11 protein-coding genes and 1 pseudogene are annotated in these 11,524 nt (G+C 68.0%); 6 read left to right on the top strand and 6 right to left on the bottom strand.

All coding sequences use genetic code 11. The features are described from left to right. Nucleotides 1-44 precede the first annotated feature (44 nt). Nucleotides 45-827 carry a crotonase/enoyl-CoA hydratase family protein gene (locus ACFE7F_RS14615; RefSeq protein ID WP_375404584.1) on the top strand — a complete coding sequence of 261 codons (783 nt, stop codon included), beginning with the start codon at nucleotides 45-47 and terminating at the stop codon, nucleotides 825-827. Between the two features lie 3 nt (nucleotides 828-830). Here the strand turns inward: ACFE7F_RS14615 and ACFE7F_RS14620 are convergent, their stop codons facing one another. The 6 genes and pseudogenes from ACFE7F_RS14620 to ACFE7F_RS14645 form a co-directional block, all read right to left on the bottom strand. Then, entirely contained in the window at nucleotides 831-1,268 is a 438-nt protein-coding gene (locus ACFE7F_RS14620) for an acyl-CoA thioesterase (RefSeq protein WP_375404585.1), read from the bottom strand. A 71-nt stretch (nucleotides 1,269-1,339) separates the two neighbouring features. Further along, nucleotides 1,340-2,044: pseudogene (locus tag ACFE7F_RS14625) on the bottom strand (beta-ketoacyl synthase N-terminal-like domain-containing protein); the annotation flags it as partial. Between the two features lie 197 nt (nucleotides 2,045-2,241). After that, nucleotides 2,242-2,508, bottom strand: coding sequence for a hypothetical protein (locus ACFE7F_RS14630; RefSeq protein ID WP_375404586.1), 267 nt, complete (start codon nucleotides 2,506-2,508; stop codon nucleotides 2,242-2,244). 48 nt (nucleotides 2,509-2,556) lie between these two features. After that, nucleotides 2,557-3,945, bottom strand: a complete 1,389-nt coding sequence (locus ACFE7F_RS14635) for a DEAD/DEAH box helicase (protein ID WP_375404587.1) — start codon at nucleotides 3,943-3,945, stop codon at nucleotides 2,557-2,559. A 172-nt stretch (nucleotides 3,946-4,117) separates the two neighbouring features. Next, nucleotides 4,118-4,984 carry an ATP-grasp fold amidoligase family protein gene (locus ACFE7F_RS14640; protein WP_375404588.1) on the bottom strand — a complete coding sequence of 289 codons (867 nt, stop codon included), beginning with the start codon at nucleotides 4,982-4,984 and terminating at the stop codon, nucleotides 4,118-4,120. After that, nucleotides 4,981-6,246, bottom strand: coding sequence for a NupC/NupG family nucleoside CNT transporter (locus tag ACFE7F_RS14645; RefSeq protein WP_375404589.1), 1,266 nt, complete (start codon nucleotides 6,244-6,246; stop codon nucleotides 4,981-4,983). Before ACFE7F_RS14645 ends, ACFE7F_RS14640 begins: the two co-directional genes overlap by 4 nt. Before the next feature lie 335 nt (nucleotides 6,247-6,581). Here ACFE7F_RS14645 and ACFE7F_RS14650 point away from each other — a divergent pair, with 335 nt between their 5' ends. From ACFE7F_RS14650 to ACFE7F_RS14670, 5 genes are all read left to right on the top strand, one after another. Next, nucleotides 6,582-7,235 (top strand): queuosine precursor transporter, encoded by a 654-nt coding sequence (locus ACFE7F_RS14650; protein ID WP_375404590.1) that lies wholly within the window; start codon nucleotides 6,582-6,584, stop codon nucleotides 7,233-7,235. Further along, nucleotides 7,235-8,029, top strand: coding sequence for a thymidylate synthase (locus ACFE7F_RS14655; protein ID WP_375404591.1), 795 nt, complete (start codon nucleotides 7,235-7,237; stop codon nucleotides 8,027-8,029). Before ACFE7F_RS14650 ends, ACFE7F_RS14655 begins: the two co-directional genes overlap by 1 nt. A 1-nt stretch (nucleotide 8,030) precedes the next feature. Beyond that, the gene (locus ACFE7F_RS14660) at nucleotides 8,031-8,576 is read left to right on the top strand and encodes a dihydrofolate reductase (RefSeq protein ID WP_375404592.1); all 546 of its coding nucleotides are present in this window, start codon (nucleotides 8,031-8,033) and stop codon (nucleotides 8,574-8,576) included. Between the two features lie 129 nt (nucleotides 8,577-8,705). Beyond that, nucleotides 8,706-9,635, top strand: a complete 930-nt coding sequence (locus ACFE7F_RS14665; RefSeq protein ID WP_375404593.1) for a bifunctional riboflavin kinase/FAD synthetase — start codon at nucleotides 8,706-8,708, stop codon at nucleotides 9,633-9,635. Between the two features lie 169 nt (nucleotides 9,636-9,804). Next, nucleotides 9,805-11,524 (top strand): class I tRNA ligase family protein (locus ACFE7F_RS14670; RefSeq protein WP_375404594.1); only part of this gene is annotated, 1,720 nt, incomplete at its 3' end.

Genomic DNA, 11,524 nt, shown 5'->3' on the forward strand with positions numbered 1-11,524 from the left:
CCCTCTCCCCGCAAGCGGGTAGAGGGAGAAGAAGGAGTGCCCTCATGAACGACCGCGTGACCATTGCCGTGACCGACGGCGTCGCCGATGTCCGGCTCAACCGGGCGGACAAGATGAACGCGCTCGACCCGGCTATGTTCGACGGGATCGTCGACGCGATCGACCGGCTGTCGGGCATGGACGAGGTGCGCGTCGCGGTGTTGTCGGGCGAGGGACGGGCGTTCTGCGCGGGGCTGGATATGGCGAGCATGGCCGGGGGCGGGTTGATGCTCGACTTGGCAGCGCGCGATTGGGGGCCAGCGAACAAGGCGCAGCAGGTCAGCTGGGGTTGGCGGACGCTGCCGATGCCGGTGATCGCGGCGGTCCACGGCGTCGCGTTCGGGGGCGGGTTCCAGATCATGTCGGGGGCCGATATTCGCATCGCCGCGCCGGGGACGCGCTTCGCGATCCGGGAAAGCCACTGGGGGCTGGTGCCCGACATGGGCGGCATCGCGCTGTGGCGGACGCTGGCGCGCGATGACGTGCTCCGCGAGCTGACCTATACCGGCCGCGAGTTCGAGGCGGCGGAGGCGGAGCGGCTGGGCTTCGTGACGCGGATCGCCGACAATCCATTGGCGGTGGCGATGACGTTGGCGCGAGAGATCGCGGGGCGGAACCCGCATGCGACGCGCGGGGCCAAGCGGCTGTATAATGTGGCGGCGGACGGCGACGCGGCAGCGGTACTGGATGCGGAGACGGTCGAGCAGCTGAAGGTTATCCGCATGCCCAATCAGGTGGAGCAGGTGCGCGCGAACATGGAGAAGCGCGCGGCGGTGTTCGCCGACTGACGCTTAAGCCTCGCGGACGCGGAACTCGGCCAGCCGGTGCTTGAAATGGTCGGGCAGGCCCGCGCCCGCCTCGTCCAGGTCCATGACGATCACCGCATCGCAGGTGGCGATGGCGCGGCCGCCCTGGAACATCGCCGCCAGGATGCTCCAGCTTCGCCCGCCGATCCGGCCGATTCCCGTCGCGATCTCGACATCCTCGGGATAGCTGCCCTCGGCGAGATAGTTGATCTCGACCTGCGCCACGACCGCGCGGCGGCCGGAGAAGTCGCGGCCCCACAGCTCCGCATGGCGGTTGAACTTGGTGCGCGCGGTCTCGAACAACGCCGCGAATGCGACGTTGTTGAGGTGGCCGAGCACGTCCATGTCCCCAAAGCGCGTCTGGACGACTTGCGTGTACGGGTAGGCGGCGGCGTCGAGACGCCAGGGAGCGGGGCGGGGCACTTATCCGGCGGACACGGCGGCGACGGAGTTCATCCGGGCGGTACCTACAGCCGCTCGATGGTCGTCACGTTGGCGATGACGCCGCCCTCCTCCAGCAACTTGACCGCGCCGGTCGACTCCATCGTGGAGTCAGCGGGGATACCCTCGTCGCGGTCGTGGATGGTGGTACCTTCGGGAGTCTCGATCTCGAGCCCGACGATCTGGCCGCGCTCGGTCGCGGCGGCGGCGCGGCGGTGGGACTCGAGCGCGTAGGCGTCGAGTTGCTCGCGGTCGAAGCCGTATTTCGCCGCGATCATCTCCGCGCCGGTGAACTGGCTGAACTGGATGTCGGGATAGCGTTCGTCCTGGCGCGGCGACTTGGCGCGGCCGAGGCCCGCCTGGTGGAAGAGCATGCCGGTCGAGCCCATCGGCACGCGCGTCATCGATTCGACCCCGCTGGCGATCACGACATCCTGCGTGCCCGACATGACGGCCTGCGCGGCGAACTGAATGGCCTGCTGCGACGAGCCGCATTGGCGGTCGATGGTGACGGCGGGGACCGACTCGGGCAGCTTGGAGGAGAGTACGGCATTCCGGCCGACCTGGAAGCTCTGCTCGCCGCCTTGGCTGACGCAGCCCATGATGACGTCCTCGACCGCCGCCGGGTCCAGCCCCGATCGATCGACGACCGCGTTCAGGACCGCGCCCGCCATGTCGCTGGGGTGCCACCCCGCAAGCCGGCCGCCGCGTCGACCGCCGGCGGTACGGACCGCCTCGACGATGTATGCTTCGGCCACAGGTCCGCTCCGTACCGGTTGTTACTCGGAACCGTGTCGCGCAGTTTCGGGGGAACGGCAAGGGATGGACGGATGCAACCGTCGAAGGCGGTCGCGGCGCGGCGTCGGAGTTCCAAGACCGGAAGGAGCCCACCACCGATCCGCTCAAGGGGAAGGAGCGGGATCCCGGATCAAGTCCGGGGTGACGTTGGAAGGGGTCAGTAGGTCGAGGCTTGCGGCTTGCTGTCCTCGATCGCGGTCCGAACCATGCGCTCCCAAACCGCGACGTCGCCCACAGCCGCCATGCGCTGATCGGGCTCGCGGAGCGTCTTGAGCACCGCGACCGCGTCGGGGAGGTATTCGCGCCAGACCTGTTCGACCTGCGCGCTGGCCGACTCCTCGGTACCCTCGGCGTTAATGCTGATGCGCTGGCCGGCGAGGACGCGGGCGATGCGTTCGGCGATGGGTCGGTTGCTGACGTCCATGGGGGTCCCTCTTTCTAAGTCGAAAGCGGAACCCCCAAGCGCGGGCTTTTATCCCTGCGCGCCCGTACGCGGACCGGAGGGGCGACCGCCGCCACCGCCACCGCCACCACCGCCGCTACGGCCGTTGCCGCCGCCGCTGCGCGAGGGGCGGCCGTACTGGCGCGACTGGGGGCTGGGCACGGGCGAGTGGGTCGCGCGCGGACGGGCCGGGGGACGCTGGCCGCGCTGGCGCTCCTCGCGCGGGGCGGGGTCGGCACCGATCGCCTTGACGCGCTCGGTCTTGATGCGGTTGGCCTGGGCGAGGAAGTCGGCCGGGAGCGAGGTCACCGCGACCTTCTGGCGGGTCAGCTTCTCGATGTCGCGGAGATACGGCCGCTCGTCCTCGGCGCAAAAGGCGATGGCGATGCCCGACTTGCCCGCGCGGGCGGTGCGGCCGATGCGGTGGACATACTGCTCGGCGACATTGGGAAGCTCGTAGTTAACGACGTGGCTAACGCCCGACACGTCAATGCCGCGCGCGGCGATGTCGGTGGCGACGAGGATCTTGACGCGGCCGTCCTTGAACTCCGCCAGCGCGCGCTCGCGCTGGGGCTGCGACTTGTTGCCGTGGATGGCGTTCGACGCGACGCCGTTGCCCGCCAGCAGCTTCACGACGCGGTCGGCACCGTGCTTGGTGCGGGTGAAGACGAGCGCGCGCTCGACTGCCGGATCGGCGAGGGTGAGCGTGAGCAGCGCCTGCTTTTCCGCCTGGTTCACGAAGGTCACCGACTGGTCGACGCGCTCGGCGGTAGTGGCCGCCGGCTTGATCGACACGGTGGCGGGGTCGTTCAGGAACTGACCGGACAGTTCGCGGATCGCGGCGGGCATCGTCGCCGAGAAGAACAGCGTCTGGCGCACCTTGGGCACCATCCGCGCTATCTTGCGGAGCGCGTGGATGAAGCCGAGATCCAGCATCTGGTCGGCCTCGTCCAGCACGAGGATCTCGACCATGGTCAGGTTGACGAAACGCTGCTCGACCAGGTCGAGAAGGCGGCCCGGCGTGGCGACGAGGATGTCGACGCCCCGACTCATATCCTGGCGGTTCTTGTTGATCGAAGTGCCGCCGAAGACGGTGGCGACCGCCATCTTGGAGAACTGGCCGTAGCCGCGCGCGCTCTCGGCGATCTGGCTGGCGAGCTCACGGGTGGGGGCGAGGACGAGCATGCGGCAATGATAGGGCAGCACGCGCTTGGGCTCGGCGACGAGGCGCTGGATCGACGGCAGGACGAACGCGGCGGTCTTGCCGGTGCCGGTCTGCGCGATGCCGAGCAGGTCGCCGCCCTCCAGCAACGTCGGGATCGACTGTTCCTGGATGGGGGTGGGCATGATGTAGTTGCGCGCGGCGAGCGCGCGGACGAGGGGCTCGGCAAGGCCGAGTTGCGCAAAAGTAGGTAACACTAGGTAACACCTATCGAAGGCCGGCGCGCGAAGACGCACGTCCGGCGGGGGTTGTTGACGCCCCGCGTGATATGGGAAGCCTGAAGCAACGACCGAGGCGGAGCCTGGATGAGCGAACTCGTCCAATCACGCTGCATTACGCCTCGATGGACCGGCAGGTGCGCCGAAACCGTCAGAAAGTCAAGGTCCGCGCCCGCAGCCAGCGCGCGCCCATCACCGCGTCGAGCGCGGGCGGATCGAACCGGTCGAGGCCCGAGCCGGGGTAGAAGGTCATCTCGCCGAAGCGCGGACCGTCGGCCAAGTCGTACAGATCGACGCGGACGAAGTCGAAGCCGTGCCCGAGCATCTCGGCGGCGGCGATCATGCGATCAAGCCCGGCGGGGCGCGGCGGATCGGGATCGGGCGTGGCGGCGGAGACGCGGTTCCAGTCGCGGTCCATGACGATCCAGCGATGGTCGCACTCGCGGTCGAGATGGACCTGAACGTATTCGACGCGGCCGCCGAACGGGAAGAACTTGTAATCGACGGGGAGATCGGGGCCGGGTCCCGCAAAGGCCTCGACCAGGAGACCCAGCGGGATGCGGCTGTAAAGCCATTCGTCGAGCCAGATGCCGTACGGACGGCGCATCCAGCGGTGCGCCTCTTCGCGGACCGCCGCCCAATCGTCGCCGTCGCCGTCGCGGACGACCCGGACCTGGTTGCAGCCGTGGCGGGATTTGACCACGAAAGGGCGCGGCCAAGCCGCGTCTTCGGGGAGCTCGGTCCCCGACCATAGGGTCGGCGTGACCCAGTCGGGGCCGAGCATGCCCTCGACCAGCGCCTTGGCGCGGACCTTGTCGGCGAGTAGGGGCATGCGGAGATCGCGGTCGTGGAGCTTTCGATATTGGATCAGCTCGGTGAATAGGGTGGGATCGCTCAAGTCGGGCAGGCGGCCATGACGCCAGATGTAGCACAGGCGGACACGCAGGCGTTCAAGCGCGCGGGCGGGGTCGATCGAAGCCGTAAGCGGGCGCGCCGTGTCGAACGGCCGGGTGCTCACGCGATGAGCAGGCCTGCGAGGGCGGCCGACATCAGGTTGGCGAGCGATCCCGCGGCGAGCGCACGCAGGCCCAAGCGGGCGATCACGGGTCGCTGATTGGGCGCGAGGCCGCCCGTCACCGCCATCTGGATGGCGATGGAGGAGAAGTTGGCGAAGCCGCACAGCGCGAAGGTGATCACGGCGACGGTGCGCGAGGAGAGCTGGCCTCCTTGCGCTCCGAGCGAAATATAGGCGACGAACTCGTTCAGGACGATCTTCTGCCCGAACAGCCCGCCCGCGATCCCGGCCTCGTTCCAGGGGACGTTCAGCAGAAACATGATCGGCGCGAAGACATAGCCGAGCAGGCCCTGGAAGCTGAGCGCCGGATAGCCGAACAGCCCGCCGACCGCGCCGAGCAGGCCGTTGGCGAGCGCGACGAGGGCGACGAAGGCGAGCACCATCGCGCCGACCGCGACCGCGAGCTTGACGCCGGTCTGGGCGCCTTGGGCGGCGGCCATGATGATGTTGGCGGGTTTCTCCTCGTCGTAGGCGGCATCGGTCGCGAGGGCCTCGCTTCGTTCGGTGCCTACCCCTAGCCCGTCCCTTGCTGGGAGAGGAGAAGATGGGGCGTCGGGCATCATGATCTTGGCCATCAATATCCCTCCTGGTGCCGCCATGAAGCTCGCCGCCAGCAGATACTCGATGCGGATGCCCATGGACGCATAGGCGGCGAGGATCGTTCCCGCGACGCCCGCCATGCCGCTGGTCATGACGGTGAAGAGCTGGGGCGGCGTCAGGCCAGCGAGATAGGGGCGGATGACGAGCGGGGATTCGGACTGGCCGACGAAGATGTTCGCGGCGGCGCAAAGCGATTCGACCTTGGAGACGCCGATCACGCGTTCGATCGCACCCCCGATCCAGCGGACCACGAGCTGCATGACGCCGAGATAATAGAGGATCGACACCAGCGAGGCGAAGAAGATGATAACGGGGAGTGCGGCGATCGCGAAGCTGTTGCCGCCGATCGCGGGCGAGGCGAGCGGGCCGAACAGGAAGTCGGTGCCCGCCTTGGCGTAGCCGAGCAGCGCCGACACGCCCGCCGACGCGCCGCCGAGCGCGCGGACGCCCCACGGCGTGTAGAGCACGATCACCGCGACCGCGACCTGGAGCGCGAAGGCCGCGCCCACGACGCGCAGGCGGATCGCGCGGCGATCGGTCGAGAGCAGGACGGCGATGCCGAGGATGACGGCGATGCCGAGGAGACCGATCGCGAGTCGGTTCACCGTGCCTCCGCCCGAACTTCACGAAGGTAACGTTGAACTCGCAATTTCATTGCGTCGCCTTGTTGTTTAATTGCTCGACTGGATACCTCCGACCGACCGGAGCGGCGGCGTTATGGCGAAGCGCAGCCGTGTAGGACAGTGTTTCCGAACATCGGCTTCTTGGCACGCGGCGCTCGGCTTTCCGCCGTCACCCTGAACTTGTTTCAGGGTCCAGCATGGTGCGAACGCCCAAGCCTGGTCGCGCGAACGACGCTGGATGCTGAAACGAGTTCAGCATGACGGCAGGGGGGTGCAAGCCGCTTCCACCCCCGCCTGTGCTCGGCTAACAATCCGCGATGCAAGACGACTCCCGATCGATACCGCAGTCGTTGTTCGCCTTCGCCATCTTCTATGGCGGCATGGTGTGCATCGCGGGGGTGCTCGGGAACAAGCAGGTGGCCTTGGGGCCGCTCGCGGTCGAGGCGGGGATCTTCGCGTTCCTGCTGCTCGTCGTCGTGTCGAGCGCCGTGGCCGAGCTGCACGGGGCGGGGGTCGCGAACCGCCTGGTCAGGATCGGCTTCGTGCCGCTGATCGTGTCGATATTGTTGTCGGTGATCGTGCTGGCCGTCCCCGCCGCGCCCGACATGGACCCGGCGCGCGCGGACGCGTTCGCGCTGATGATGAGCGGGACGCCGCGCATCTGGTTCGGCGGGATCGTCGCGTACGGCGTATCGCAGACGTTGAACGTCACGATCTTCTCCGCGCTGAAAGGGGTCGAGGGATCGCGGTTGCTGTGGCTGCGCGCGGGCGTGGCGAGCGCGCTGAGCCAGATCGTCGACACGCTGCTGTTCGTGTCGATCGCGTTCTGGGGCGTGTTCCCGATCGGCCAGCTGCTGCTGGGGCAGATGCTGGCCAAGGTAGTGCTGTCGGCGCTGCTGGTGCCGCCGCTGATCTATCTGTTCGTGGCGCTCGGGCGCAGGCTCGACGCGCGGTCGGCGGTGGCGGCCTGATGCGGCAGTATCTGGACCTCATGCGGCATGTGCTCGATCACGGCGTCGAGACCGCCGACCGGACGGGGGTGGGGACGCTGTCGGTGTTCGGGCATCAGATGCGGTTCGACTTGGGCGCGGGCTTCCCGGTGCTGACGACCAAGAAGCTGCATCTGCGGTCGATTATCGTCGAGCTGCTGTGGTTCCTGCGCGGGGACACCAACGTGCGGTGGCTGCAGGAGCGGCGGGTCGCGATCTGGGACGAATGGGCGGACGCGAATGGCGATCTGGGGCCGGTCTACGGCAAGCAATGGCGCGACTGGGAGACAGCGGACGGGCGTCACCTCGACCAGATCGCCGAGCTGGTCGCGCTGATCCGGCGCGATCCGGCGTCGCGGCGGCAGATCGTGACGGCGTGGAACCCGGGCGAGCTGGGGGCGATGGCGCTTTCCCCATGCCATTGCCTGTTCCAGTGCCATGTCGCGAACGGACGGTTGTCGATGCAGCTGTATCAGCGGTCGGCGGACGTGTTCCTGGGCGTGCCGTTCAACATCGCGAGCTACGCGCTGTTGACGCACATGCTGGCGCAGCAATGCGGGCTGGAAGTCGGCGAGTTCGTGTGGACGGGGGGCGATTGCCACCTGTATCTGAACCATCTGGATCAGGCGCGGCTGCAGCTGGGGCGCGAGCCGGGGGCGCTGCCGCGGTTGGAGATCGTGCGGAAGCCCGACGCGATCGACGGGTACGAACTCGAGGATTTCGTGCTGCACGGGTACGAGGCGCAGGCGCACATCAAGGCGGCGGTGGCGGTGTAGGATGGAGAGCGGGGAGCAGGGAGCAGGGAGCAGAAGGCCGGAGATCACCTTCGTGGTGGCGCGCGCCGACAACGGCGTGATCGGGCGGGGTGGCGGGCTGCCCTGGCGGCTGCCGGCGGACCTGCGGCGGTTCAAGGCGCTGACGTGGGCCAAGCCGATGATCATGGGGCGCAAGACGTTCGAGGGGTTTCCCGCGCCGCTGCCGGGGCGGCGGCATGTCGTGCTGACGCGCGATCGCGGCTGGTCGGCGGCCGGGGCGGAGGCGGCGGGTTCGGTCGAAGAGGCGCTGGCGCTGGCCGGGGAGGACGCATCGGTGATCGGCGGGGCGGAGGTGTTCGCGCTGTTCCTTCCCCATGCGGACCGGGTGGAGCTGACGGAGGTGCATGCCGCGCCCGAGGGGGATACGGTGATCCCGGGCTTCGCGGGGTGGCGCGAGGTCGGGCGCGAGGATCACCCGGCGGAGGGCGAGCGGCCGGGGTATTCGTTCGTGTCATTGGTCCCTCTCCCACCGGGAGAGGGAGGGAGCCGCGGAGCGGCGGAAGGGTGAGGACAGGGCCGGAAGGGAATGGTCCTCACCCTCCCACTCGCCAAGTGGCGAGCGGGCCCCACCCTCTCCCGAGGGGAGAGGGGAAGAAGGGGTAGGCGGTTGCGAGCCACCCCCGTATAGCTTGCGCCCATGCAGCGCTTGGACGGGGCGGCGGCTGTCCCTGCGCATCTGGCGGATGGGATCGTCGCGCTCGGCAATTTCGACGGGTTCCATATCGGGCACCAGGCGGTGGTCGGGCAGGCGGTCGCGCGCGCGCGGGCGGAGGGGCGGCCCGCGCTGGTCGCGACGTTCGATCCGCATCCCAGACGGTATTTTCAGCCGGACGCGCCGCCGTTCCGGCTGACGACGCTTGATCAGCGCGAGCGGCTGTTTGCGGCGGCGGGGGCGGATGCGATGGTGGTGTTCGCGTTTGACGAGGCGCTTGCTTCGCTGGATGCGGAGGCGTTCGTGGGGGAGCGGCTGGTGAGCGCGCTACACGTCGGTGGGGTGGTTACGGGGGAGGACTTCACCTTCGGGGCGAAGCGGTCGGGCAATGTCGACGTGCTGCGCGCGTTGAGCGAGGCGGCGAGGTTCTCCGTCGAGACAGTGGGGCCGGTGCTGCTGGACGGCGCGTCGGTGTCGTCGAGCCGGGTGCGCGAGGCGCTGAAGGGCGGCGAGCCGGCGGTGGCGGCGCGGCTGCTGACGCGGCCCTTCGCGATCGAGGGCGTGGTCGCGCACGGCGACAAGGTGGGGCGGACGATCGGCTATCCGACCGCCAACGTCGATATGGGGAAGTACCTGCGCCCCGCCTACGGCGTGTATGCGGTGCGGGGGCGGCTGGCGGACGGGCGGGTGCTGGACGGGGCGGCCAACCTGGGGGTACGGCCGATGTTCGATCCGCCCAAGGAGCTGTTGGAGGCGTTCTTCTTCGACTTCGACGAGGACCTGTACGGGCAGGTGGTCGAGGTGGAGTTGCACGCATTCCTGCGCGGCGAGGGTAAGTTCGACGGGCTGGACGCGATGGTCAGGCAGATGGATGCGGATTGTGAGAGGGCTAGGGACATCCTCAAGCGGACCTAACCACTTCCGTTCGTGCTGAGCTTGTCGAAGCATCGTACTTCTCGCGAGGGCGGTGAGGAAGAACGACCCTTCGACAAGCTCAGGGCGAACGGAAGTCGGTCACATCTGCGGGCCTAGAGCGAACGGAAGTTTGTGTCGTCCAGCATGCAGGGCTAAACGCCCGCCGACCATGGCCGATCAACCCGACACTCCGCAGCGCGACTACCGCGACACCGTCTTCCTGCCGAAGACCGACTTTCCGATGAAGGCGGGGCTCGCCGCCAAGGAGCCCCAGGTCCTGGAGCGTTGGGCGCGGATGGGCCTGTACCAGCGGCTGCGTGAGGAGCGGGCGGGGCGGGAGCGGTTCATCCTGCATGACGGGCCGCCTTACGCGAACGGCGACATCCATATGGGTCACGCCATGAACAAGGTGCTGAAAGACATCGTCGTGCGGTCGCGCACGCTGATGGGATACGACGCGCCGTACGTGCCCGGCTGGGACTGCCACGGGCTGCCGATCGAGTGGAAGGTCGAGGAGCAGTACCGCGCCAAGAAGCTCGACAAGGACCAGGTGCCGGTCGACCAGTTCCGCGCCGAGTGCCGAGCGTATGCGGAGAAGTGGGTCGCGGTGCAGCGCGCGCAGTTCGAGCGGCTGGGGGTGATGGGCGATTGGGACGAGCCGTATCTGACCATGAACCACGATGCGGAGGCGGCGATCGTCGGCGAGCTGTTGAAGTTCGCGGAAGGCGGCCAGCTGTACCGCGGGGCCAAGCCGGTGATGTGGTCGCCGGTCGAGAAGACCGCGCTCGCGGAGGCCGAGGTCGAATATGAGGACGTGGTGTCGACGCAGATCGACGTGGCGTTCGAGATCGTCGAGGCCCCGAACGCGCCCGAGCTGGTGGGCGCGCACGCGGTAATCTGGACGACCACGCCGTGGACGATCCCGGTGAACCAGGCGCTGAGTTATGGGCCGGACGTCGAGTATGTCATTGGAAGATACAAAGTCGGTTCTGGATTGGCTGATAGCGCGCAGCCGCTGCAAGACATTACCCCGAAAGGTTTGCGTGCTGAAAGGCTTCTAATCGCACGTTCATTAATCAACGCGGCGGGCAAGCGCATTTTTGACATTAAGCACGGTCCATCGACAGTCGTCGGAGTTTCTTTCGAAGAGGAATGGAGCGGTTTAGGTCGCGACCTCGCCGGGGCCGTCGTCCGCCATCCGATGCATCATCTCGGCGGGTTCTTCGCCAAACCTCGGCCGATGTTGCCCGGCGACTTCGTCACGACCGATGCCGGGACGGGGCTGGTGCATATGGCGCCCGACCACGGCGAGGACGATTTCCTGCTGTGCAAGGCGCACGGGATCGATCCGGTGTTCGCGGTCGACGGGGCGGGGATGTACCGGGCGGACTGGGCATGGCTCGGCGGCCAGGGGTCGGTGATCAACAAGAAGTTCGTGAGCGCGGATGGGCCGATCTGTTCGGACCTGCGGGCGGCGGGGGCGCTGCTGGCGGCGTCGGACGATTACGCGCATTCGTACCCGCATAGCTGGCGGTCGAAGGCGAAGGTGGTGTTCCGAGCTACGCCGCAGTGGTTCATCCCGATGGATGGGGGGGCGGTGATCAAAAGCCCCTCCCCTTCAGGGGAGGGGTTGGGGAGGGGAACGCTGGTTGCGGTGGAGACGCCGGACTCCCCACAGGCTGCGTTCTCCTCCCCAAACCCCTCCTCTGAAGAGGAGGGGCTTAGTAACAATCCGACCCTGCGCGAACTCGCGTTGGATGCGATCGAGCGGACCCGGTGGATCCCCGCCCGCTCCCAAAACCGGATCACCGCCATGGTGGCGCAACGCCCCGATTGGGTGATCTCGCGGCAGCGGGCGTGGGGGGTGCCGATCGCGCTGTATGTCCACC

Origin of the sequence: uncultured Sphingomonas sp. (assembly GCF_964235535.1) — a bacterium.
Taxonomy (GTDB): domain Bacteria; phylum Pseudomonadota; class Alphaproteobacteria; order Sphingomonadales; family Sphingomonadaceae; genus Sphingomonas.